Raw genomic sequence first — 24,183 nt, 5'->3', positions numbered from 1 at the left:
TTGTAGCGGCGCCATGCATGCGCTTTCAACGGAGGGCTTCCATGTTTTTCCATAATTCGACGTTATTGCTGCTGGTGGTACTCGGCGTGATCGCGGCCTTCGTCGGCTTTGGCCTGCGCGATCGGAATCTGGGCCTCGTCCTGCTCGGAATCGGCTTTCTGGCAATTGTCTACGCGGTCATCACCAAGGCGATCGAACTTTTTGGTTGACTGCTGAAGGCCGGACGCCGTATTTCTGCTTCCTTCCCATCCATCCGATTCACGCCTTTCCTTCGCCTTAGCGGGCCTGCGGATTGCTGACCATTTAATCGAACATTGGTACTAACCCTGATTAGTTTCGATACATAAATCTCAAAAAATAGACTAATATCAAAATCTAGATAGGAGTGGGAGGGCACGTCGATGTCCGCATATTCAACAGTCAAAAATCCTTCACAGGAGTAGAACCGTGCAAGCTCAGACCGAACCGGCGACCCCCGTCGTCGATCAAGACAAAGTCACCCGATACGGGTGGAGGGCCCTGGCGGGGTCGACCGTCGGCTACGCCATGGACGGCTTCGACCTGCTCATCCTGGGCTTCATGCTGTCGGCCATTTCGTCCGAACTGATGCTCAGCCAGAGCCAGGCCGGCTCGCTAGTCACCTGGACGCTGGTGGGCGCCGTGGCGGGCGGCATCATCTTCGGCTCGCTCAGCGACTATTACGGCCGCGTGCGCGTTTTGACCTGGACCATCGTGCTGTTCGCGGTGTTCACGGGGCTGTGCGCGGTGGCGCAGGGCTATTGGGACCTGCTCATCTATCGCACCATCGCCGGCCTGGGCCTGGGAGGCGAGTTCGGCATAGGCATGGCATTGGCCGCCGAGGCCTGGCCGGCCAAGCACCGCGCGCGGGTGTCCTCCTATGTGGCGCTGGGCTGGCAGGCGGGCGTGCTGGGCGCGGCCCTGCTGACGCCCTTGCTGCTGCCCCATATCGGCTGGCGCGGCATGTTCCTGGTGGGCGTCATTCCCGCCTTCATCGCCTGGTACATCCGCAACCGCTTGCACGAGCCCGAGGTATTCGTGCGCAAGGCCAAGGAGAAAGGCGCCTTGGGCAGGTCGTTCAGGCTGTTGGTCAAGGACGCGGCCACGACCAAAGTCAGCATAGGCATCATCATCCTGTGCGGGGTGCAGAACTTCGGCTACTTCGGCATCATGATCTGGATGCCCAGCTATCTGTCCTCCGAACTGGGCTTCACGCTCACCAAGTCCGCCATGTGGACGTCGGTCACCATCGTGGGCATGGCCATCGGCATCTGGGTGTTCGGCCAGCTTGCCGACCGCATCGGCCGCAAGCCCAGCTTCCTGCTGTTCCAGGCGGGCGCCGTGGTCATGGTCCTGTACTACTCGCGGCTGACCGATCCGGCGACCATGCTGTGGGCCGGCGCGCTTATGGGCGTGTTCGTCAACGGCATGCTGGGCGGTTACGGGGCCCTGATTTCCGAGGCGTATCCCACCGAGGCCCGCGCCACGGCCCAGAACGTCCTGTTCAACATCGGCCGCGCCATCGGCGGCTTCGGCCCGGTCGTGATCGGGGCGCTCGCCATGGCCTATTCCTTCCACGTGGCCATCGGCCTGCTGGCCGCCATTTATGTCATCGACATGCTGGCCACCATATTCCTCATTCCCGAGCTCAAGGGCGTGGAGCTGGAGTGAGATTGAAAGCAGTGCGGGCGGCCGCGGCCGCCCATCCGGGCAGGGAGGCGCAATGACGCAGAAAGAAGGGTTTCAACGCAATGCCGAGAGCGTCGCATCGCATCGCTGCGAAGTGGTGGAGCACCGTTGGGTCAACGACCGCTATAAGTATCTTCGCCTGAAGGCGCCGGGCCGGCTGGCCGAGGCGACGCGGGCCGGCCAGTTCTATCAATTGAAGTGTCCGATCAGCGACGACCTGCAGCCTTTTCTGCTGCGGCCCATGAGCGTCTACGGGATGGGGCCCGAGCCCGAAACCCTGGAGTTCCTGTACAACGTCACCGGCCTGGGTACCCGCGCCATCTCCGATCTGGCGGCGGGCGGCCACATGGACATCGTCGGCCCCTTGGGCAACACCTTCCGCCTCGATCCCGGCTTCAAGCGCATCATGGTGGTGGCGCGGGGCGTGGGGCTGGCCACCATGGCGCCGCTGGTGCAGATGGCGGCGGCGCGGGGTGTCGCCATCACGGCCATCATGTCCGCGCGCGCGCCCAAAGACCTCATGCGGGACGAGTTCCTGCGCGGCGCTCCCGCCGACGTGCACTGCGTCTACGACAGCGACGGCTCGTCCGACGTGGACGCGGTCGAAGTCCTGATACGCCGGCTGCTCGAGCAGCACAGGCACGATGCCGTCTACACCTGCGGCTCGCATCGCCTGCTGATGCTGCTGCAGCGGGTGCTTGCCGATTTTCCCGATGTGCTCGGCCAGGTGGCGATGGAGCAGCGCATGGCCTGTGGAATGGGCGTCTGCCTGTCCTGTGTGCGCCTGTTCGACACCGAGGGCGGCGACAAGCAATTCCTGCGCGTCTGCCGCGAAGGGCCGGTCTTTTCGATACGCGACGTGGTCGGGGAGGTGGAGTTTGGCTAAGCTCAATGTCAAGGTCGGAGACCTGCAACTGCGCAATCCGGTCATGCCGGCCTCCGGCTGCTTCGCCATCGAATATTCCGAAGCCCTGGATTTCAACCAGCTCGGGGCGCTGGTGATCAAAAGCGTGTCGCCCAAGAGCCGGGCCGGCAACCCGACCCCGCGTGTGGCCGAAACCCCCAGCGGCATGCTCAATTCCATCGGCATACCCAGCAAGGGGCTGGACTACTACCGGCGCGAAGTGCTGCCTCCCTATACCCGCTACGACACACCCGTGGTCGTTTCCATTTCGGCCGACACGGTCGACGAGTTCGCCCGGGCCGTGGCCGAGATGTCGCTGCCCGAAGTGGCCGTCATCGAAGCCAATATCTCCTGTCCGAATCTCGAGGCCGACGGCATGGCCTTTGCCATGGATCCGGAAACGACCTATAAGGCGGTCAGCGCCATACGGCGCCATACCAGCCATCCCTTCTGGGCCAAGCTCACCCCCAACGCGTCCCATGTGGCCGTGGTGGCCAAGGCGGCCGAAGAAGCCGGAGCGGACGGCATCGTCATGGGCAACACCATGCTGGGCATGTCGATCGACGTGCGCACGCGCAAGCCCAAGCTGGGCAACGTCATGGGCGGCCTGTCCGGGCCGGCCATCAAGCCGGTTGCGCTGCGCATGGTCCACCAATGCTATCGCAGCGTCCACATTCCCATCATAGGCTGCGGCGGCATCGGCTGCGCCGAGGACGCGGTCGAATTCATGCTGGCCGGGGCGACGGCGGTGCAGGTGGGCACGGCATCGTTCATCGATCCGGGGGTGATGCAGAAAATCATCGATGGGCTGCACGCCTATTGCGATGAAATGGGCATCGAAGACATCAGCGAGCTCACCGGCCAGGTCAAGCTCGATCGCCAATTGACCGACCGCTGGCTGCGTTTTGCCCAGCAGTCCGGTTGATGGGGCTGGGCTTAGACGGTTCCGGGAGAGCGCAATGGATCTCATGCAGTACCGCGATCTGGCCGAACAGATCTTCAACGACATCCGCGAGATGTCATTCGACGGCGTCGGCGTAACGCGTGAAAGCTATGGCGAGGGCGAGTCGGCCGCGGGCGACTACCTGACGCGGCTGGCCGAGGCCGAAGGGCTTGCGGTCGAAGCCGACCGGGCCGCCAACCTCGTATTCAGCGCGCCGGATCTCGCGGCCGAGACGCCCGCCGCCTGGGTGGGGTCGCACATTGATTCAGTGCCCCAGGGCGGCAACTACGACGGGCTGGCCGGCGTGGTGGCCGGGCTGTTGTGCCTGATCGCGCGCCAGCGCGAAGGCGGCGCCAAGGGGCCGCCTCTTCGCGTGGTTGCCTTCCGGGGCGAAGAAAGCGCCTGGTTCGGCAAGGCCTATATGGGCTCCAGCGCCCTGCTGGGCAAGCTCAGCCAGGCGGACCTGGACCTGACCCAGCGCACGACGGGCGACACGCTGGCGCAGTACATGGAGCGCGTGGGGGCCGACATCGAGGCCATACGGGCGCAGGAAGTCCTGGTCGACCTCGGCCGCATCCTGGCTTACTTCGAACTGCATATCGAGCAGGGGCCCGTCATGGTGGCGCGGCAACTGCCCGTGGCGGTGGTGTCCGGCATACGCGGCAACATCCGCCACAATCGCATCGAGTGCCTGGGCGACGCCCAGCATTCGGGCGTCGTTCCCCGCTGGCTGCGCCATGACGCCATGTTCGCCGTGTCCGATCTCATCATGCGGCTGGACGAGCATTGGCGGGTGCTGCTCGAGCGCGGCACCGACCTGGTGGTCACGGCCGGCATCGTCCAGACCGATCCGGCCGAGCACTCTATTTCGCGCATTCCCGGCCGGGTCGGCTTCAGCCTCGAAGCCCGCAGCAAAAGCACCGACACGCTCGAGGCTTTTTATCAATTGATGCGCGCCGAATGCTCGGCCATCAGCCGCGAAAGAGGGGTGAAATTCGAATTCGACCGGCGCGTATTCAGCGAACCGGCTACTATGGACCCCCGAATCTGCGATATTTTGTCCAGAGCCTGTGAAGAACGCGGCGCGCCCTACGAAGTGATTCCCAGCGGCGCGGGGCACGACGCGTCGCTGTTTGCCAACGCCGGCATACCCAGCGGCATGCTGTTCGTGCGCAACCAGAACGGTTCCCATAATCCTCACGAAGCGATGGAGATCGAAGATTTCATGTTGGGCGTGCAGGTATTGGCCGACGCCCTGGACCAATTATCTTGAGGGTTTATATGAGCGAGTTTCGCATCGAGCGCGACCTCCTGGGCGAGCGCGAAGTGCCTATCGATGCCTATTATGGGGTGCACACGCTGCGTGCGTGCGAGAACTTCCAGATCTCGGGTACGCCGGTTTCCGTTTTCCCCGAGCTGGTGGTGGCGTTGGCGTCGGTCAAGCAGGCCGCGGCCGAAGCCAATACCGAGCTCGGCCTGCTGGCGACCAAAAAGCGCGACGTCATCGTGGCGGCATGCGAAGAAGTGCGCGGCGGAGCCCTGCACGATCAGTTCGTAGTGGACGTGATCCAAGGCGGCGCCGGCACGTCGACCAACATGAACGCCAACGAGGTCATCTGCAATCGGGCGCTCGAACTCATGGGGCACGAGCGCGGCCAGTACAAGTTCCTGCATCCCAACGAAGACGTCAACATGGCGCAGAGCACCAACGACGTCTACCCGACGGCCCTGCGCATCGCCACGCTTTTTTCCATGGACCGCCTGCTGGCCGCCATGGAGCATCTGCGCGCCGCGTTCGACGCCAAGGCGGTGGAGTTCTCTCCTTTGCTGAAGATAGGCCGCACGCAGCTGCAGGATGCCGTGCCCATGACCCTGGGGCAGGAGTTTTCCACCTACGCGCGCATGCTCGAAGAAGACATCATGCGGCTGGGCGAGGCCAAGGTTCTCATCAGCGAGATCAACCTGGGGGCGACGGCCATCGGCACCGGCATTACCGCCCACCCCGACTATGCAGCCAAGGCCTTGCAGTCGCTGAACCGCATCACCGGGCTGACGCTGTGCACCGCGCCCAACCTGATCGAGGCGACGCAGGATTGCGGCGCCTTCGTGCAGCTGTCCGGGCTGCTCAAGCGCATCGCCGTGAAACTGTCCAAGGTATGCAGCGACTTGCGGCTGTTGTCCAGCGGGCCGCGCTCGGGCTTCGGCGAAATCAACCTGCCTCCCATGCAGGCCGGTTCGTCCATCATGCCGGGCAAGGTCAACCCCGTCATTCCCGAGGTCGTCAACCAGATCGCCTTCGAGGTCATCGGCAACGACCTTACCGTCACCATGGCGGCCGAGGCGGGCCAATTGCAGCTCAACGCCTTCGAACCCATTATCGCCAACGCCCTGTTCCGCAGCTTCAAGCACCTGACCAACGGCTGCATGACGCTTGCCGACCGCTGCGTCAAGGGCATCACGGCCAATCCCGAGCGTCTCAAGAGCAATCTGGACAGGTCGATTTCACTGGTGACGGCGCTGAACCCCTTCATCGGCTACGAGGCGGCCACCGCGGTGGCGGCCGAAGCCTATGCCAACGGCACCACTGTCCGGGACGTCATCCTGCACCGTCAATTGATGACCGAAAGCGAACTGGACGATGCGCTGCGCCACGAGGTGCTGACGCAGCCGCGCGTCTACGAACTGGTCAACCGGGCGCAGCGCGTCGCCCCGCCCGAGGCGGGGGATGAAAACAGTTAGGCTCTGAACGGCGGAATCCGCCTTTCGGGGGAAAGTGGAGATATCGTGACTACGCACTACACACCCGATTCCAATTCGAAAGCCGTCGCGGCCGCCTTGCTGGACGCGGGCTGCGTAACGGCTCGCACCGATGAGCCTTTCCGTCTGCCGTCGGGGTGGGCCAGCCCGGTCTACATCGACTGTCGGCGCCTGATCTCTTTTCCGGCCCTGCGCCGCGACATCGTCGGGCGGGCGCAAGCCTTGCTGTCGGCCAAGGGCGCGCTCGAGGGCGTCGCCTCGATCGTGGGCGGCGAGGCCAGCGGCATCGCCCTGGCGGCCTGGCTGGCCGAGGCGCTGGACCTTCCGCTGCAGTACGTGCGCAAGAAGCAGGCGGGGCAGAGCCAGGTCGAGGGAGTGTTGCAACCGGGCTCCAAGGTGCTGCTGGTGGACGACATGATGGCGGGCGGGCAGTCCAAGCTGCGGTTCTGCCAGGCCTTGTCGGCCTGCGGGGCCCGGGTCGAGGACCTTTTCATCGTTTTCGACTACGGCACTTTTCCCACCGATCAGCTGCTCGGGCCCCTGGGGGTGAGCGTGCATGCGCTGGCAACCTGGCGGGACGTGCTGGCCGTGGCCCGCGAACGCGGCGACTTCCCCCGCCCCGTGCTTGACGAACTGGCCGATTTCCTGAGCGATCCCGCCGCCTGGTCGCGCGACAGGGGAGGGCGGGCTTCGTATTCCGAGGCGAGCCCGCCCAGATGAGCGCTGCACGACCCTTCAAATCAAGCATCGATTATGCAGCGCTTGGCAACCGGCTCCGGGCCTATCGGGTCGGAGCGGGGCTGCAGGCCGAGGACGTGGCCGAACGGCTGGGCGTGTCGCGCGCGGTGGTCTACCGCATGGAAAAAGGCGAGATCGTCAAGATCGAGATGCTGGAGCGGCTGGCGCATCTGCTGAATGCGTCGCTGGCGTCCTTGCTGGGCGTCGAGGTCGAGTATTACTCGAACGCCCTGGGGCTGTTCGAGCGCATGCGCCAGCTCGAGCAGCGGTCGGAACGTATTTTTGCGCACTTCGAGCCTGTTTCGCTGCTGCTGACTTCCGATCACTATCTGGAGCACATGAGGTCCATGCTGCTGGAGGCCACGCCGCGCGAAACCGGCGGCGTGCTCAAGCAGAAGGAGGTCGACGAACTGATACGGCTGATCGCCGAGCGCAAGGCGGCGTTCGAGCAGCGGCGTCCGCACCTGATCAGCCTGGTCGGCCTGCGCGAACTGGAGCGCTTCCTGCACAACGGCCTGGTGGGCCGCATGGATCTGCCCGCGCGTACGCGCAAGGCCCGCCAGGCGGCTGCGCGCGCCGAGGTGGAGCACATGGCCGAATTGATGGAAAGCGAGCCCCTGCACGTGCAGATCGCCCTGGTGGACGACACCATGCCGGCCTCGACCTTCCAGGTGTTCACCATGGGCCGCAAGAAGGCGCTGGCCGTCAGCCCGTTCCGGCTGGCCGAGCTGCCCAATGTGCGCAATGGCATCGCCACCGTTACCGAGTCGCCCCAGGCCTTGCGGTTGTACGAGAACATGATCTCGAAGCTGTGGCGTCATGCTTACAAGGGAAAATCGGGAGCACGGCATCTTCGGCAGCTTCTGGCCGGTTTCTAGCGTACGCCGGCATGCGGCGGACGGGGCGGCGGTTCAGTTGAATCGGGCTGCGTCCGATGCACAAGGCGTTTATGATTTAGCATACAGACATAGGCGCGGCCGGCGAGGTGCGGCCGGCGTGTCGCAGGTTTACAGTTTGTCTTGAAGCGGAGTCATCATCCAATGACGTTCAAAGAAATCACCGAGCGCTTTGCGCATTCCGAGTCGGGCAGCGACTCTTTCAAGCTCTTCTTCAAAGAGGCTTTCGAGCTCATGAAAGCCGATCCGGACAACGCCGGCCTGTATTTCGTCGTGGGCGTCGCGGCGCAGACCTACGTCATCAAGTACGAAGACCAGGCGGTCGACCCCGAGTTCGCGGATCGCGCCAAGGCGACGCTCGAGGGTTTCAACCGCCGCCTGCTCGATGCGCTGGACATGGAGCCTCTGGCCCGCTTGCGCGTGCTCGGAGAAGTGGCGGTCGAGTATGAATGGGAAGTCGATGCATTTTGACACCCGGCAATAGCCGCCGGCGGTTGACTCCTTGATGCTGCTTCGGCACGTTGTTTGCTAGCCATTCAAAGCATCCATACACAGGAAAACAACAAAATGCGTACTCGACATGCCTCCATGCGCGTTGCGCGCATCGCGCCGCCTTCCATCCTGGCCGTGGCGCTGGCCCTTGCTTTGCCGGCGGCGCCGGCCTGGTCACAGACCGCCGCCCACGCCCCGACGCCGGGTCAGGGGTTTTCGCTGCAATACGGCTATCACGCCAAGTACCAGCGCTTCGGCCTGGCCTACGAAACTCCCTCGCTATGGCGACATGACTTCGCCAACGACAGCCACATCGACCTGGGCGTGGAGTTCGGCGCAGGCTACTGGAAGGCCGACAATCGCGATCCGGACAGCATGTGGCAGGTGGCCGTCGTGCCCGTGCTGCGGTGGTGGCCTCAGGACACGTACTATCTCGAGCTGGGCGTCGGCCCCTCGCTGCTCAGCCGCGCTCATTTCGCCGGCAAAGAACTCAGCACCCGCTTCCAGTTCACTTCGCACATAGGCGGTGGTTTCGTCATCAACGACGTGCACCGTTTCGGCGTGCGCTATACCCACGTCTCCAACGCCAGCATCAAGCGGCCGAATCCGGGCCTCGACCTGATCGAGGCCTCGTACACGTATCAGTTCTGAGTTGCGCCCGGAGGGCATTCAGACTAGCTTCTACACCCCCGTGCGGAGCGGTCGCGCCGTCTAGTGGCCGCCTTGCAACCGGGCCGCGCGGCGCGCCCGGCGCTTGCGGTCCCAGACGATGATGCCGGTGACCGACAGCATCACCACGATGAGCCCCATGATCGACATCATGATGCGGCCGGGCATGCCCAATATCCTTCCCGAATGCAGCGGTAGCTGCAGCTGCACGAAGACGTCCGCCGTCGTGCCGTGCCAGGGCCGGTGCTGGCCCAGGACCGAGCCGTCTTCGGCGTCGATGTACAGATTGGACAGGCCCATGCCCGCCGCGCCCAGCTCATTGGCGGGGTCGAAGAAGGACACATTGTAAAAGTTGTAGCCGCCGCCGTAGTAGATACCGGCCGGAGGAAATTCGAATCCGCGCCGCCTGGCCTCTTCGCGCGCGATGCTGACGGCTTCTTCGAAGCCCAGCTTAGGAACCGTCCGGGTGCCGTAGGGAGCCGGCGTCTGGGTTTCGTAGGGACCCGGCGTGGTCTGCGAAACCAGCGACATGGCGGGATAGAACATCTCCCGATACAGGTTCAGCGAGAACGATGTAAACGCGACGATCAGGATAATGCCCCAGACCCAGAGGCCGCCGGCACGATGCAGGTCGAAGTTGAGCTTGAACCCGCCGGCCGACCAGCGCACCAGCCACGAGGGTTTCCAGCGCGAAAGCCATTGGCCCAGCCTGCGATGGCGATGCGGATGCGCCGCCGTATCGCGCAGGCGGCGCGGCCAGGTCAGGTAGAAGGCCACGAAGCTGTCCAGCAGCCATATCAGCGCGATGCCGCCCATCAGCCAATAGCCCCAGCGGTCGGTGCCCCAGAAGGCGGGCAGGTGCAGGCTTTCGTGGATGTTGCGCACGAAGGGCATCAGGCTGCGGCGCGAGAAGGACGCTGCCTGCGAGTCGCGCCGCCCGGTGATCTCGCCGGTGACCGGATCCACGAAAACCGTGTTGTAGTCGACGGAATAGGGCCGGCCGGTGGCTTGGTCGATGCGCGGCTGTACCAGAAAGCTGGCCGCGTGGCCTTCTTCCAGAGCCAGGGAGATATAGCTGATCTCGACACGGGGGTCGGCGGCCTCGACCAGGGCGGCCAGCTCGATGGGGTCGCGCATGGGGCCGCGGCTGTCGACCTTCATGATGTCGGCGTTCAGCCATTCGTCGATTTCATGGTCCCATGACGTGATCGCGCCGGTCAGGCCGGCGACGATGAGGAACAGGGCGATGAACAAGCCCAGCCAACGGTGGATCAGGATACAGGCGGAACGCATTCAGCAAATGACTTTTTCAAAAATGGGCGAAGACCGGCCGAGCGCCTTTGCGCCAGCCGGCCATGTCCTGGAGGGCGTCAGAAATCGGCCGACATCGAAAGCTTGAAGACCCGCCCCCGGCCCGGGGTGAGGCTTCCGTTCGCGGCGGTGGTGCCGACGGTGGCCCAATAGCGGCGATCGGTCACGTTGTCCACACCGGCACGCAAGACCACATTATGGCCCGAGACTTTGGTCTGATAGGCGGCGCCCAGGTCCAGGCGCGTCCAGCTGCCCATTTTGTACTCGTTGGCGGCGCTGGTGTACTGCGAGCCTTGATGGCGCACATTGGCCTGCAGGGTCAGGCCCGGCACACCGCTTACATCCCACTCGGAGCCGAGCACCGCGGCGAAGCGCGACACGCCGGCGGCGTCGTTGCCGTCATTGATCCCGCCGGCGGTGTTGCGCAGCGTAGGCTGCATCAGGGTGACGCCGCCTATGAGACGCCAGCCCTCTATCGGTTCGCCGTACATGGTGAGTTCGATGCCCCGGTTGCGCTGTTTGCCGTTGGTGGCGAACACACCCGTATCGGGGTCGGTATAAGCTTCGGGCTTCTGGATCTGGAATACGCCCAGGCTGCCGCCCACGTCGCCCAGATCGACCTTGACCCCGGCTTCGAACTGCTTGGTTCGGTAGGGAGCCAGAATCTCTCCGGGGTTGGTGACCTGGTCGTTTACAGGGGCTACGTCGCCCTGCGTCAGGCCCTCGATATAGTTGGCATAGACCGACACCGTATCCCACGGACGCAGCACCAGTCCGACGACCGGGGTGACGACGGATTCGTTGTAATGGCTTTCTTGCTCGGTGGTTGTAAGGTTGTATCCATTGTCGGTGATCGCCTGGTAGCGCCCTCCCAATGTCAGCAGAAGATCGCCGTCGAGCAAGGAGAGCGTGTCCGACAGCGCCAGGCTGCGCAGTTGCGTGCGGCGGGAGATGTTCGGATCGTCCATGTCGCCGCCCGACAGGTTCACCGGAGGCCGGGGTGCCGAGCCTTCTTCATAGATGCTGGTGGCGGGAAGGTCTGTGAACGCCATTTCCCATGCCTGCCTAGCGGTGGTGTTCAGGGCCGAATAGGCCAGGTTGACGCGGTGTCCCACGCTGCCCGTATTGAATTCGCCGCGCAGGCCGATCTCTCCAGTGACCGAGTCGCGTTGGTAGGGTACCTCGAGCAGCCCCGTCGTACCGGTGCCCGTGCCGTCGACTGTGGGCGAGGAATAGATGCCGTCTTCCTTGTCGCGGCTGACGCCGACCGCGGCATAGGTCGTCCAGGCCGGCGCCAGGTCGTATTCGAGGCGGGCGACGCCGAAAGTGCTTTCCAGTTCGCTGTAGGTCCACGGCTGCCCGAAATTGATGTCGGTATCGGGTGCGTCCGGAACGGCGCCCGTCAGGTTCACATTGGGCCGCGGCCGATCGAAGCGCACGCGCTGGTAGCCGGCGTCCAGCGATGCCCTCAGCTTCTCGCCCCGGTAGTCCAGCCCGATGGTTCCGACCGTCGAGCGCATGTCGGAATCCCTGACGTCGGTTTCGCCGTCGCGGTGCGCCGCGTTGACGCGGATGCCGTAGCGGCCGTCCTCGCCCCAGCGCCGGCCGATGTCCACGCCGCCGCCCACCTGGCCGCGGCTGGTGTAGTCGAGTTTCAGGCGGGTAAGGGGTTCGTCCTGCGCGCGCTTGGGCTGGATGTTGATGACGCCGCCCAGGCTGCTTCCGCCGGGCGCGGCGCCGTTCAGGAAGGCGCTGGCGCCCTTGAACACCTCGACCCGCTCGATCATCTCGGTGGGCAGGACTTGGCGCGGCAGAATGCCGTAGAGCCCATTGAAGGAAAGGTCGTCGTTGTATTGCGGCAGCCCGCGTATGACGAAGGACTCGGCCTGGTTGCCGTAGCCGAGGCCTGTTTGCACCGATGGGTCGTTCTTAAGCACTTCGCCCAGTGTGCGCGCCTGCTGGTTCTCGATCAGCTTGGCTGTATAGCTGGTCTGGGTGAAGGGCATGTCCATGTAGTCCATATTGCCCAGCACGCCTGCCTGCCCGCCGCGCGCAACGAGACCGCCCGCATAGGCGGGCGGGGTGTCGTTGTTGAGCGGGGCCGTACCCGTGACGGTTATGGCCTGCATGGTGGTGGGAGGCGTGGCCACCGTCTGTGCCTGCAGCAAGGCCGGAAGCGCCGCGGCCACCAGGGCGGCAAGCGCGCCGTGGGCCGAAAGACGCAGGCGCGGCCGCGCAGGCGCAAACGATGAAAAGTCGGCGGGCGACGGACGAACGGCGATAGGCATGCGAAAGAATCCCCTGGAATGAGAATAGTTATTATTGTTTATGGGATGTGGCCGTGTAAAGAGCGGGGCGGAATAAGCGGGCCCGCAGCCGGTGAATCGTGGGGCCCGCGATACACTTTTTTTGCCGCCGGGCCGTCCCAAGGCACGGCGCCCCTGGCGAAAAAGCTCCCTTGGGGGCAGCAAGCAGGCGTCAGCCTGCGTAGCGTGGGGGGCTTTTTTGATGCGGAACGATGGGCTTCACATCGGCGCAACGCCGAACAGCCAGCGATGCAGGCCGCCGACGAACAGCGCGTAGACGATCAGCCCGCCGATAATACAGACGCCGTCGTTGAAGCGGCCCGCGGGCACCGTGGGAATATGCTTGGCCGGCCGCCACGACATGGAGATGAGGTCTGCCGCCGCCCATGCCAGGAAGCCTCCGAACAGCAGCACGTCGGCCCAGTTGCCGTTGGACAGCAGGTGGGCCAGGGCCCAGAGTATGGTGGCCCACAGCATGGGATGGCGCGTCGCCGACTTGATCCGGCCCGGGAAATAGGTGGCGAACAGCAGGACAAAGACCGGCAGCATCAGAAGATGGGTCAGATGGCGCAGCCCGGGAAGCGGCAGGTAGACGGCGGCGGGCTGTTGCCGGGCCAGTCCATATCCATAGATGACGAGCAGCAGGCCGATGATGGCAATGGCCGAGTAAGCGCCTTTCCAGGTGTTTTCGCCATGGCGGGCGGCCATGCTGCGGCCCAGGTCGGGCTTGACGATCAGGACGGAGTGGATGCCAAGGAAAACAAGCAGGCCGATGATCAGGATCAACATGGGTTCCTCCAGTGAGTGGGGCGGCGCGCCGCGCTATTCCGACCGCGCCAGCACGGCGCGCTGGGGCCGGGGCCCTTCGGCCTTGCCGGTGATGGGCGGCCTGGGCAGGGCGGCCTCGCCCGGTTCGACGACGAAATGGCGTTCGAGCGTGTACCACGGCCCGGACACCTCGGGGACGGGGGCGGGCCCGTCTTCGTGCCGCACATACTCGGCCACCAGCGCGCGGGTCACGCCGAACTGCACGTCGGTTTCCAGATTGGGATCGTCCGACGAATAAACCTGCGAGAACTGCGTCTTGAAGCCGGGCTTGTGGATCATGAAATGGATGTGGGCCGGCCGCATATTGTGCCGTCCCTGTGCGCGCAGCAGCTCGCCCACCACCCCCGAGATGGGAATGGGATAGCCCACCGGCTTGACGGTGCGGAACCAGATGTGGCCTTCGGCATCGGTGGTGAATTTGCCGCGCAGATTCATGTCGGCCTGCTCGGGGTCCTGGTTCTCATAGAAGCCCTCGCCCGAGGCCTGCCAGACGTCGACTTCGGCGCCGGCCACCGGCTTGCCGTCGCGGTCGTGGACCCAGGCATCGACGAAGACGGGCGCGCCCGCGGTACTGGAGCGAACGATGGACCCGCCGTTCTCGGTGGCGGGCGAATCCATGCGCCAGAAGGGTCCCATCAGGTTGGCCGTGGTGTCGGTCTGGCCCTGGTCGCCGTTGTTCAGCAGACAGACCAGCGAAGACAGGCCCAGCGAGCCGGCGGCCAGCACGACTTCGTTGTGCGAAGGCGTGGTGAGCTGCCCCAGTTTTGCGATGTAGGCGCACATCTTGTGGAATTCCGCTTCGGTAAGCCGGGTCTCGCGGGCGAAGTCGTGCAGGTGCCGCACGGCCGCCGACATCAATTCCTTGAACCGCGCATCCGGCGCGCGATCGAGTTCCTGGAGCACGGCTTGGGTGACGTCCTGCTGTTTGCTGATGATCATGGCGTGTACGGATAAAAATGAAGATTCAGAACAGCCCGAACAGGCCGCCCCGGCTGAGCGAGTCTTTGCAGCTTCGGTATTGCGCGCCAAAGCGTTCGGCCCTGGCCTGGACCCGGCTCGCGACGTTCTTGAGCCAGCCTTTGCGTTCATGGCTGCGGTTGCGATAACCGGTCCATCCCTCATGATAATTGAGGTACTGGCCATAAGCATCCCACTTCGACACCCCGTTCAGGCGCTGCGACTTGCTGATGTACCAGCCCATGAAATCCATGGAATCGTTGAAATTGTCACGGCTGGCGAACCAGCCGCCGGCTTCGCGCTTGTAATCGGACCAGGTTTCGTCCTTGGCCTGCGCATAGCCATAGGCCGAACTGACGCGGCCCCAGGGTATGAAGCCCAGAAAGTAATAACGTGGCGGCTTGGCGTCATGCCTGAAGCCCGACTCCTGGTACATCATTGCCATCGGCACCTGCGGAGGCACGCCCCATTTCCGCTCGGCGGCGACGGCCGCCTTGTGCCAGTCGGGCTTCTCGCGAAATATCTGGCACAGATTCTCGGGGCTCGAGGGCGGCGCGGTGGCGCAGCCCGCCAAGGCGAGGCAAAGCAGTGCCAGCGGATACAGCAGTGAGCGCATGGATATTGTTTTCCTTGTTCATGTCGATGCCGGGTTCGAACTCCGTCCGCTTCGGCCGCCCGGCCCCGCGTTCAGAATTCGTGGGTGACCGAGACGCCGGCGGTCCAGTTGCGTCCCGGAGCGGGCTCATAGTAGCGGCCAAAGCCCGCGTTGACGATGGTGGAGCCGATGTAGCGCCGATCGAACAGATTGTCGATGCGTGCAAAGGCTTCGATGCGCCAGTCCTGCAGCTGCCAGGCATGGCCCGCATGCGCCGAGGCGGTGAAATAGCCGGGCGCGGTCGCCGTGTTGGCATCGTTGGCATAGACCCGGCCGAGGTAGCGTCCTTCGATGCCGCCCCGCCAGCCTGTCGGAGGCGCCCAGTCCAGCGAGGCGAATGCCGCGTGGCGGGCGATGCCGGGAATGTGGTTGCCCGCCGTGATGCCGTCGTCGCCCGCATTCGCCGCGGGCACGTCGTCCTGGTACTTGGCGTTCAGCCATGCATAGGAGAGTATCCATCGTCCATGCTGCTTCCATCGTCCCGACCAGCTCAGTTCGAAGCCGTCGCGCCGTGTCCGGCCCGCGTTGCGGTAGCTGCTGCGGCCGCCTTCGGATTCGGCCGTGACGATCTCGTCCTGTGTGCGCGTCTGGAACAGGGCGGCGGTGATCAGGCTGTCTCCCAATCGGGCCTTTGCGCCGGCTTCCACGCTGGTGTTCGTCGAGGGGGCCAGCGCCAGGTTCAGCCCCGGCGCGCCGCCGGGGCGGTACGACACCTCGTTGAAGGTGGGGGTTTCAAAGCCTCGTCCGGCCGTCACGTACAGGTTCAGGTCCTGCAGCGCGCGAAAGCGCAGCGCCGCCACCGGCAGCAGGCGGCGATAGCGCACGGCGCCGCCGTCGTCGCCGTTCGCGGCATCGACGTAGTGGTCGTCGGAACGGAAGCGTATATCGCTGTAGCGCGCTCCGCCCTCCAGCGTCCATCGGTCCGCCAGCTCCCACGAGGCCTGCAGATAGGGGTCGACGTTGCGCAGCGTGTTGGTCTCGTCGCGGCGCAGCGCGCCCTTGACGCCCAGTTGGCCGTCCGAGAAATTTTCATAGCCGCGCCGCGCCTCGGTCAGGCTGTCGTAGGCGACGCCTGCGGTCAAGGCCAGAGGCCGGCCCGCCAGAGACATGCGGGATGTCCAGCGCAGGTCCAGGCCGGCATACTTGCGCTCCAGGTCGATGACGCCGCCGGCATGGGTCGGCGCAAGCTGGCTCTCGACGGGAATGCCCTGGAACTGCACGGTGTCGCGCTGCCCGTAGTAGGCCATCAGGCGCAGGTCGTTGTCGGCGTCCATCCTGGCTTCATAGAGCAGGCCGACCTGCGTCTGGCGGACGGTCTTGCGCGTGTCATAGAGCAGGGCGTTGGGCGCCGCCTTGCGGGGCGTATCCATGGCCTCGTCGTACTGCAGGCCCTGCGGGTCGTCGGCCCGCAGGTCGACGCTGTTGGCGATCAGCGTCACCCTGTCCCGCTCGTTCAGCTGCAGCCCCAGGCGTGCATTGGCCATGTACTTTCGGGCCGCGCTGTGTTCGCGGAAACCATCGGTTTCGTAGCGATGGGTGCTGAGCACATAGTCCACGGCTCCGGCAGCTTCGCCGCGGGCGCCGCTTGCTTTCAGCCCGTATCGCCGCTGGCCGTGGCTGCCCGCCGCGAAGTCGGCCGCCAGCGAGGGCGGAGCTTCGCCTTTCTCGGTGTATACCTGCACCACGCCGCCGGACGAGTTGCCGTGCAGGGCCGAAAACGGCCCGCGCAATATCTCGATGTGATCGACCGAGGCGATGTCGATGTTGGACGTCTGGCCCTGCCCGTCGGGCATGGTGGCCGGTATGCCGTCGACGTAGAGCCGGACGCCGCGCACGCCGAAGGAGGAGCGCGCCCCGAAGCCGCGTATGGAAAGCTGAAGGTCCTGGGCGTAGTTCTGCCGATCGCGGATCAGGAGGCCGGGCACACGGTCGAGCCGCTCCGAGAGATCGACCTGCATGGTGGCGGCGCGCAGCCATTCGCCTTCGATGCGGTCGACCGATGCCGCCGCATCGAACAGGTCTTGCTCCATCATGGCGGCGGACACAGTGATCGCTTCCAATGTGACTGTTTCCCCTTGGGCGGATGCCGGAGAGGCCGCCTCCGGGGACGAGGCGGCCTCCGGGCCGGGTGCCGTTCCGTGCTGGATGCCTTGCGCTAAGGCCGGGGCGGAGGCAAGAAGGAAGGCCGCTGCGATGTAGCGTGGGGTTTCGGCCCGGTGTTGTGCCGGCGGAAGCGGCGCCCGCGTCGCGACGCGGCGCGTCGCTGGATGCGACAGCTTGCTCATCGGCCCGTCGCCAATCTGTAGACCACGGTGTCGAGCCGCTGGACGCCGGCGCGCAGGAACTTCTCCTCGTCCGGCAGGATATCGCGCCGCTCGAGCACGCTGGCGCTGGTGCGCGAGGCGAACAGCGTCTGGACTTCATCGTCGGGCACGGAGAAGGGCGGGCCCTGCATCTGTTCCCGCGGGTAGTCCAGCGTGATCAGCAAGCCGGCGCAGCCCTCGGGCAGCTGCCCGTACACATGGTCCACATAGGCCGGCCGCATGTCGGCCGGCAGCGCGATCAGCGCGGCGCGGTCGTACACGCCCCGGCAGCCGGCCAGCGTCTGCGCATTCAGCTCGAATATGTCGCCGCAGATGATCTCGATATCGCCGGCGACGTAATGACGCCCTTGATCCGAATCGCGCACGGCCGGCTGCAGGCCATGCTCGGCGAAGAATTGCTCGACGGCCAGCGGCGAGATCTCGACGCCCAGTACACCAAAGCCTTGCGACGCCAGCCACGGCATGTCCAGTGACTTGCCGCACAAAGGCACGAGCACGCGCGCGCCGGCGGGCACCTGCAAGGCCGGCCAGTGCTTGCACAGAAGCGGCATGACCTCTTGCTGATGAAAGTGGGTGCGTCCCTCGCGCCAGCGTTCGAGCCAGAATTCGGCGTCCATGATGTCTGCGTCCTCGTGGTGATGGTTCGTGGTGCGGTCATTGTAGACAAGGTAAGGCGCCCGGGCCCCGGGTGCCGGCGGACCGGCGGGGCTATGGTAGTATCAGCGACGCATTCATTTCCTGGTGTTCGGCATGTTCAGATGGCTTGCGGGCCGCGGCGCCACCCGGCGCGACGTCGAGCGTACGCTCGCCCGCATCGATGACGGCGACTGGCGGCGCGCCACGGCGGCCTTGCCCTTTCTTGGCGGTCTTTCGCAAGAAGAGCAAGAGGCCTTGCGCGCCCGCGCCGCCTGGCTGCTGGCCAGTAAAACCTTCAGCGGCGCCGGCGGGCTGGAAGTGTCCGACGCCATGATGCTGTCCATCGCCATCCAGGCGGCCCTGCCCATTCTCCAACTCGACACCCGGCTCTACGAGGGCTGGACGGAAATCATCGTCTATCCCGGCGGCTTTCTGATTCCCCGCAGCGACATGGACGAAAGCGGCGTCGTGCACGAATACATGATGGAGGCTTCGGGCGAGGCCTGGGAAGGCGGTCCGGTCATTCTGTCGTGGGACGATCTTTCGCGCGCGGAAGAGGGCGGGGTCAACGTGGTCATCCACGAGTTCGCCCACAAGCTGGACCTGTACGCCGGCGAAGCCGACGGCATGCCCGGCCTCGGCGCCCATCCCCACATCGACCCGCGTCGCTGGCGGCAGGTGCTGGACGAATCGTTCGAGCGATTCAACCAGGCCCTGGACGTGGTGGAGGACGCAATTCCCCCGGACGTGGACCCCGAGTCCGACGAGGCGTCGCCCTGGTACGAGCAGTTGCCGCTCGATCCCTACGCGGCCACCGACGAGGCGGAGTTCTTCGCGGTCAGCTCCGAAGCCTTCTTCGTCGACCCCTTGCCCCTGTCCCGGGCCATGCCCGAGTGGTATGGCTTGCTGGCCCGGTATTACCGCCAGGATCCGCTGCGGCGCATGGGGCGCCGCGCCTGACCGTAAACATCCTTGTTACAACGCGAACAAAACCTTGCGCCTGCGTGTCGAGCCCCGCGAGCAGCCGTCCCCGCCGGGCAGGCCTTGTGTCAATACTGACAGTCTCTTACAACCTCGAAGCGCGGGTTTGCTACCGTGAAGGCTGGTTCTACACGGGAGAAAACAAGCATGAACACAAAAAGCCTTTTGCTCGCCGCTTCTGTCGTCGGTCTGCTGGCCGCCTGCTCGTCGCCGCATGAAATGACGACCCGGGACGGCCAGACGATCGTCACCGGCGACCGGCCCGACGTGGACGAAGACAAAGACTTCATCACCTACGAGCGCGACGGCCGCGAGACGCGCATCAATAAATCCGAAGTGCGCGACATCCAGGAAGTCGACTGAGCCACACGCAAAAAAACCAGGACATTGTCCTGGTTTTTTATTGCCGGCCTGCTTGCAAATGCCGTGGGGCGGCGAGCTGAAGGCGCGAGAAGGCGCCTTCTTGCAGAGACGGTTCAGTCCTGGCGGTCGGTGACTTCGACCAGGTGGTAGCCGAACTGCGTCTTGACCGGACCCTGCACCGCGCCGACGGGGGCGCTGAACACGACCTGATCGAACTCGGGGACCATCTGGCCGCGGCCGAACGTTCCCAGGTTGCCGCCGTCGCGGCTGGAGGGGCAGCTGGAATTTTCCTTGGCCACCTGGCCGAAGTCGGCGCCATTTTCGATGGCCGATTTCAGTTCGTTGGCTTTTTCTTCGGTGCTGACGAGAATGTGGCGGGCTGAGGCTTGAGCCATGTATTTGCTCCTTGAGTCGTTGGATTTACTACTGTCGTTCCGACAGGTTAACGCACTTTGCCCCCCGGCAGGCGCGATCGGCGCGTCCGTTTCATGCGTTTACATGGCGCCAGTCGAGCGTCCAGGCGCCCGAGAGCACGTTCTGCAGCCATAGGGTGCAGGTCAGCGTCTTGGCGTCAGTGACGCGGCCCTGCCGGCAGCCTTCCAGCAGCTCGTCGGCGGGCAGGGTGATGACTTCCAGGAATTCATCCTGGTCGAGCTGCTGCTTTCCCTGCGTGAGTTCGCGCGCAAAGAAAATGTGTATGACCTCGGTGGAGTAGGCGATGGCAAGGTGCAGGTCGCCCGCGTGGGCCCATTGCCGCGCGGCATAGCCCGTTTCCTCGAGCAGTTCGCGGCGGGCGCAGGCCAGCGGGTCTTCGCCGGGGTCCAGCTTGCCGGCCGGAAACTCCGTCATGACGCGGCCGACGGGATAGCGGAACTGTCTTTCCATCAGCACCGAGCCGTCATCCAGCATGGGGATGATCACCACCGCCCCGGGATGGACGATGTACTCGCGCTGGGCGGTGGCGCCGTCGGGCAGGCGAACCGTGTCGCGGCGCGCCTTCAGGAAGCTGCCTTCATAGACGGATTCGGAGTGGACAAGGGTTTCTGCGAGGTGCTGGTCGGCGTCGTGGGCCATGGCGGGATACGTCTCTTCTGCGATGATGCGTCGTAGCTTAACACCGAAGATTTTCAATATTGAGGCGTCCGCCACCCTTTGGCATCAATGTTCTTCGGTGGGATCGCCTCGCCCGGCCAGCGCTTCCAGCGCGCGGGCGGCGGCCGGGTGCAGGGGCACGGACAGGCCCACGGCGCTGGTGGCCGGCGATATCCGGGATGCTTGCGCGCTGCCCAGGCCGGGATAGTCGCGGCCGCTTTCGAACACCCGCTGGGTCAAGGAGTCGATTTCCGCGTCGGAAAGGGTGGTGTCGGTCAGGAGCAGCGCCGCGGTGGCGATGGTCGATATGTTTCCGGCCTGGCCGGGATAGGTTCCGCGCGCAATCGTATATTCGAAATAGCCGTCGTGATCGTCGACCAGGCGGGCCGCCGCCTCGCCGGACAGAGGCAGCAGGCGCAGCGGCGTGCTGGTCAGCAGGCCCCTGATGTCGTCGGCGGGGGTGCCGATGACCTGCATCACCGCGTCGGCCTGGCCCAGCCTCAGCGCCGCGAAGGCGTCGCCTATGCTCAGCTCCAGCGGCTCGATGTCGTCCAGGCCGAGGCCATGAGCCTGCAGCACGCGCAAGGCCGTCGTCCTGGAAGCCGCGCCCGCCTCGCCGATGGCGACGCGCTTGCCGCGCAGCTGGTCGATGGAAGTCAGGCCGCTGCCCGCGGCCACCAGCACATGCAAGGGTTCCGGATACAGACTGCCCAGGCTGCGCAATGCGGCATGCGGGCCTTGCCGGGTGAAAATGCCCGTGCCTTCGTAGGCGTCCTGTGCCGCGTCGCCCTGAGACAGGGCGAGCGACACCGTGCCGGCCCGCAGCAGTAGGAGGTTCTCTTCGCTGCCTCGGGTGACCAGCGGCACCGTGCGCGACCCGGGCGGAAACAAGGCCCGTGCCACGCGCAGGTACTGGCCGTGTTCCGCGCCGGCGGCAATGGCGTAGCCCTTGGCGTTGCGGGCGAGGCGCGCCTCGATGTTCTGGCGCGCCATCAGAAGCTCGTCTTCGATGATGCGTCTTTGATCGGGCGCCGTGTCGGACGCATCCAGGGTCGAGCGGATGGCCGCGAGCAGGGCGCCGGGCCCTTCCTCCAAGCCGCTTGCCGGCCCGGACACCGAGGCCGGCCTGTAGCCGACCGGCGCCACCAGCGTCCATTGATCGCCCTCCTGCCGGTACAGGGCCGTTCCATGCACCTGGATCAGATCGCCGGCGCGGTTGCCCCCGGAAGTGACACCGCTTATGCCCCTCGGGCCCGCGCCCAGCACCGAGACCAGGGCCGAAATGCCGGAAGAACTCCAGGCGCCGAAGTCGACGTCCCGGCCCAGCTTCAGCTCGGTATCGAAATAGACCAGGCGCCTGGTTTCACCCGGCGGGGCATCCGTGTCGCGCTGGGAGCCGCGCCGCTTCAGGGACACGATCTCGATTTCCTGGCCGGGCAAGGCCTCGTCCAGTTGGGCGGATACGTCGGCGCGCACGATGTCGACGTCCGGCCCTCGGCCGCAGGCCGCCAGCAGGGCAAAGAGCAGGCAGGCGAACAGTCGTTTCATGTCAGCCTCCGACGAAAGGCAGGGACAGCATCATCGTGAGCACGAAGGCGTTGATGATGTCGACGAAGAACGCTCCGGCCAGCGGCACGATCAGGAAGCTGGTGGGGGCGGGGCCATGCTTGGCCGAGACGGCCTGCATATTGGCCATCGCGGTGGCGGTGGTGCCCATGCTGAAGCCCAGGAAGGCCGCCGTGGTGACCGAAGCCTCGTAGTCGCGGCCCATGAAACGGAAGCACACCAGCACGGCGTAGGCGACGACCACCGCGATCTGTACTAGGACGATCAGCATGAAGGGTCCGGCCGACCGCGCCACATCGAGCAGATCCAGCGTCATCATGGTCATGACCAGGAACAGCGAAAGCGAAACGTTGGAGATGATTTCGGCCGGTCTGTCATCGAACCGGATGCGGGCGAGGGGCAAGAGGTTGCGAATCGCAATGCCCAATATCATGCACCACAGGAACTCGGGCACCGTGATCGGGCTGTCGGAAAAAAGGCCCGCCAGCCGTTGCCCGCCGAGCACCGCCGCAATGACGCCGGCCAGCGCCGCCAAGGCGGAGTGCGTGCTGATGGGCGCTGGCGCTTCGTGAAAGACATGGGTGTCGACGGCCTCTTCGGCGGCCGAGCGCAGGCCGTGCCGCTTGATGAGGAACTGCGCCACCGGCCCACCGACGATGCCGCCCACGACCAGCCCCACTGTGGCCAGCATCATGCCCAGCTCGACCACCATCTGGAGATTGTTGATCTGGGCAAAGCCGTCGGTATAAGCGGCGGCGGTGCCGTGTCCGCCCGTCAGCGCGATAGAGCCGGCGACCAGCCCGAAAATGGGATGCAGGTCCAGCAGCCAGGCCATGGCCACGCCTGTCGCGTTCTGAAGCAGGATGAAGGGCAGCAGCAGCGCCAGGAAGATCGGCAAGGCCTTGCCGCCGCGCTTGAGCAGGCGCAGGTCGGCGCACAGGCCTACGCCGGCGAAGAACATCAGCAGCAACAGCGGCTTGATGGACTGGTCGAAGGTAATCGTGAAGTCGAAAAACTCGAGCGCCGCCGAGGCCAGCACGGCGAAGATCAGGCCGCCGGTGATGGGATCGGGAATGTTGTATCGGGACAGAAAGGGAATCTTGCGATTGACGAAGCCGCCCACGAGCTGCATGGCAATGGCGGCGAGAAGCGATCCGAGCGCGGCAAAACTCATCGTGCGTCCTGAGTCGTTGAGGGGCGGCTTTGCGACAGTTTATTCGGTTTGGCGCCCGGCGGTCCGTGGTCGGGCCGGACCTGCCGCCGCTTACTGACGGATCCGGTTCTGCGTGTCGATGACTTCTTTCAATTGGCTGAGATTTTCCTCGAGCATACGCAGGGACTCGCCCACTCCGACTTTCGCGCCCTTTTTGACTTCCCCGCGCTCCAGGGCGTGCAGGCTGAAGTCGGCCAGCATTTCGGCGATTTCTTCCGCGGTCTTGGCGCCGTCCGCCTTGAACCACCATGCGGTCCAGTTGCACATGCCGATGATGGCAAATGACGCCATCTTTGCATTGACGAGGCGGAAGCGGCCGTCGTCTATGCCGCGTTGAATGACTTCGGTGAATTTCTGCAGCAGTATGCGGCGCGCCGACTCGGCGATTTTCTGCTGTTCTTGCGGCAAGGACCCTTCAGCCCGCTCCACCACCCTGAACTGGACGGGGCGATACAGGATGAGCTTGGCATGCTGGTGCACCAGCTCGCGCAGCGCTTCCTCGGGGGCTTTGCCCTTTTCGACCACTTGGGACGCCAACTGCTGGGCGGCGATGGTCAGGCCTTCGGTCAGGCTGGCAAGAATCTCTTCTTTATTCTTGAAGTAGTAATACAGAGCGGATCGGGAAATGCCCAATTCCAGGGCAATGTCCTGCATGCTGGTTCCTTCGTACCCGCGCTTGATGAACAGATTCGACGCGGTTTCCAGGATAGCCTGGGGCACCACGTTGATTTTTGCCGTTTTCCTTGCCATGCTGATTCCGAACGGAAAAATCCTACTCTAACATGGGCGTCAGTTTTTCGACGAATTTTCGTTCAGCGGCATGGATACGGGCTCGCGCGACTTGC

At 64.7% G+C, this 24,183-nt stretch carries 24 protein-coding genes; 12 read left to right on the top strand and 12 right to left on the bottom strand.

The genetic code is table 11. From position 1 onward, the window contains the following. Positions 1–41 precede the first annotated feature (41 nt). The 10 genes from CSC67_RS21290 to CSC67_RS01560 all read left to right on the top strand — a co-directional run bounded on the left by CSC67_RS21290 (position 42) and on the right by CSC67_RS01560 (position 9,088). A complete protein-coding gene (locus CSC67_RS21290) occupies positions 42–209 on the top strand; it encodes a hypothetical protein (RefSeq protein WP_167752710.1) in 168 nt (55 codons plus the stop codon). Between the two features lie 337 nt (positions 210–546). Next, entirely contained in the window at positions 547–1,689 is a 1,143-nt protein-coding gene (locus CSC67_RS01600; RefSeq protein WP_209304262.1) for an MFS transporter, read from the top strand. A gap of 52 nt (positions 1,690–1,741) precedes the next feature. After that, positions 1,742–2,593: a dihydroorotate dehydrogenase electron transfer subunit gene (locus tag CSC67_RS01595; protein ID WP_118992761.1), complete on the top strand. Its 852-nt coding sequence runs from the start codon at positions 1,742–1,744 to the stop codon at positions 2,591–2,593. Then, positions 2,586–3,536: a dihydroorotate dehydrogenase gene (locus tag CSC67_RS01590; RefSeq protein ID WP_118992760.1), complete on the top strand. Its 951-nt coding sequence runs from the start codon at positions 2,586–2,588 to the stop codon at positions 3,534–3,536. Before CSC67_RS01595 ends, CSC67_RS01590 begins: the two co-directional genes overlap by 8 nt. 34 nt (positions 3,537–3,570) lie before the next feature. Continuing rightward, entirely contained in the window at positions 3,571–4,827 is a 1,257-nt protein-coding gene (locus tag CSC67_RS01585) for a hydantoinase/carbamoylase family amidase (RefSeq protein ID WP_118992759.1), read from the top strand. A gap of 8 nt (positions 4,828–4,835) precedes the next feature. Next, a complete protein-coding gene (gene aspA, locus CSC67_RS01580) occupies positions 4,836–6,293 on the top strand; it encodes an aspartate ammonia-lyase (protein ID WP_118992758.1) in 1,458 nt (485 codons plus the stop codon). A 45-nt stretch (positions 6,294–6,338) separates the two neighbouring features. Then, complete coding sequence (locus tag CSC67_RS01575; protein WP_118992757.1) at positions 6,339–7,031, top strand: orotate phosphoribosyltransferase; 693 nt, start codon at positions 6,339–6,341, stop codon at positions 7,029–7,031. Then, on the top strand, positions 7,028–7,927 hold the full coding sequence (locus CSC67_RS01570; protein ID WP_118992756.1) for a helix-turn-helix domain-containing protein: 900 nt from the start codon (positions 7,028–7,030) through the stop codon (positions 7,925–7,927). The genes CSC67_RS01575 and CSC67_RS01570 overlap by 4 nt, the downstream gene beginning before the upstream one ends. A gap of 162 nt (positions 7,928–8,089) precedes the next feature. Next, positions 8,090–8,416 (top strand): hypothetical protein, encoded by a 327-nt coding sequence (locus tag CSC67_RS01565; protein ID WP_118992755.1) that lies wholly within the window; start codon positions 8,090–8,092, stop codon positions 8,414–8,416. A gap of 96 nt (positions 8,417–8,512) precedes the next feature. After that, complete coding sequence (locus CSC67_RS01560) at positions 8,513–9,088, top strand: acyloxyacyl hydrolase (RefSeq protein ID WP_118992754.1); 576 nt, start codon at positions 8,513–8,515, stop codon at positions 9,086–9,088. Between the two features lie 60 nt (positions 9,089–9,148). Here the strand turns inward: CSC67_RS01560 and CSC67_RS01555 are convergent, their stop codons facing one another. The 7 genes from CSC67_RS01555 to CSC67_RS01525 form a co-directional block, all read right to left on the bottom strand. After that, positions 9,149–10,399 (bottom strand): PepSY-associated TM helix domain-containing protein, encoded by a 1,251-nt coding sequence (locus CSC67_RS01555; RefSeq protein ID WP_118992753.1) that lies wholly within the window; start codon positions 10,397–10,399, stop codon positions 9,149–9,151. Positions 10,400–10,476: 77 nt separating this feature from the next. Then, positions 10,477–12,705 carry a TonB-dependent receptor gene (locus tag CSC67_RS01550; protein ID WP_118992752.1) on the bottom strand — a complete coding sequence of 743 codons (2,229 nt, stop codon included), beginning with the start codon at positions 12,703–12,705 and terminating at the stop codon, positions 10,477–10,479. Between the two features lie 237 nt (positions 12,706–12,942). Further along, positions 12,943–13,512: an NnrU family protein gene (locus tag CSC67_RS01545; protein ID WP_118992751.1), complete on the bottom strand. Its 570-nt coding sequence runs from the start codon at positions 13,510–13,512 to the stop codon at positions 12,943–12,945. 33 nt (positions 13,513–13,545) lie between these two features. After that, entirely contained in the window at positions 13,546–14,490 is a 945-nt protein-coding gene (locus CSC67_RS01540; RefSeq protein ID WP_118992750.1) for a dioxygenase family protein, read from the bottom strand. 25 nt (positions 14,491–14,515) lie between these two features. After that, complete coding sequence (locus CSC67_RS01535; protein WP_118992749.1) at positions 14,516–15,124, bottom strand: transglycosylase SLT domain-containing protein; 609 nt, start codon at positions 15,122–15,124, stop codon at positions 14,516–14,518. 71 nt (positions 15,125–15,195) lie between these two features. Further along, on the bottom strand, positions 15,196–17,448 hold the full coding sequence (locus CSC67_RS01530; RefSeq protein ID WP_425337616.1) for a TonB-dependent receptor domain-containing protein: 2,253 nt from the start codon (positions 17,446–17,448) through the stop codon (positions 15,196–15,198). Further along, positions 17,445–18,104: a thiopurine S-methyltransferase gene (locus CSC67_RS01525; protein WP_118992747.1), complete on the bottom strand. Its 660-nt coding sequence runs from the start codon at positions 18,102–18,104 to the stop codon at positions 17,445–17,447. Before CSC67_RS01525 ends, CSC67_RS01530 begins: the two co-directional genes overlap by 4 nt. A gap of 133 nt (positions 18,105–18,237) precedes the next feature. Between CSC67_RS01525 and CSC67_RS01520 the strand changes: the two genes are divergently transcribed. After that, complete coding sequence (locus CSC67_RS01520) at positions 18,238–19,083, top strand: M90 family metallopeptidase (protein ID WP_118993163.1); 846 nt, start codon at positions 18,238–18,240, stop codon at positions 19,081–19,083. 168 nt (positions 19,084–19,251) lie between these two features. Further along, the gene (locus CSC67_RS01515; protein ID WP_118992746.1) at positions 19,252–19,467 is read left to right on the top strand and encodes a YgdI/YgdR family lipoprotein; all 216 of its coding nucleotides are present in this window, start codon (positions 19,252–19,254) and stop codon (positions 19,465–19,467) included. Positions 19,468–19,580: 113 nt separating this feature from the next. On the opposite strand, the gene CSC67_RS01510 is transcribed toward CSC67_RS01515, so the two are convergent. From CSC67_RS01510 to CSC67_RS01490, 5 genes are all read right to left on the bottom strand, one after another. Then, the gene (locus CSC67_RS01510; protein ID WP_118992745.1) at positions 19,581–19,862 is read right to left on the bottom strand and encodes a peptidylprolyl isomerase; all 282 of its coding nucleotides are present in this window, start codon (positions 19,860–19,862) and stop codon (positions 19,581–19,583) included. A gap of 91 nt (positions 19,863–19,953) precedes the next feature. Beyond that, positions 19,954–20,541 carry an NUDIX domain-containing protein gene (locus CSC67_RS01505; RefSeq protein WP_118992744.1) on the bottom strand — a complete coding sequence of 196 codons (588 nt, stop codon included), beginning with the start codon at positions 20,539–20,541 and terminating at the stop codon, positions 19,954–19,956. An 84-nt stretch (positions 20,542–20,625) separates the two neighbouring features. Then, entirely contained in the window at positions 20,626–22,107 is a 1,482-nt protein-coding gene (locus CSC67_RS01500; protein ID WP_118992743.1) for a TAXI family TRAP transporter solute-binding subunit, read from the bottom strand. Position 22,108: 1 nt separating this feature from the next. Next, positions 22,109–23,299: a sodium/glutamate symporter gene (gene gltS, locus CSC67_RS01495; protein ID WP_118992742.1), complete on the bottom strand. Its 1,191-nt coding sequence runs from the start codon at positions 23,297–23,299 to the stop codon at positions 22,109–22,111. 90 nt (positions 23,300–23,389) lie between these two features. Further along, positions 23,390–24,088: a TetR/AcrR family transcriptional regulator gene (locus tag CSC67_RS01490; protein WP_118992741.1), complete on the bottom strand. Its 699-nt coding sequence runs from the start codon at positions 24,086–24,088 to the stop codon at positions 23,390–23,392. Between the last annotated feature and the right edge of the window lie 95 nt (positions 24,089–24,183).

It is taken from the genome of Pusillimonas caeni, from assembly GCF_003545815.1.
GTDB lineage: Bacteria > Pseudomonadota > Gammaproteobacteria > Burkholderiales > Burkholderiaceae_B > Pusillimonas > Pusillimonas caeni.
The sequence above is the reverse complement of the archived record's forward strand: the minus strand, read 5'-3'. Positions and strand labels throughout refer to the sequence as shown.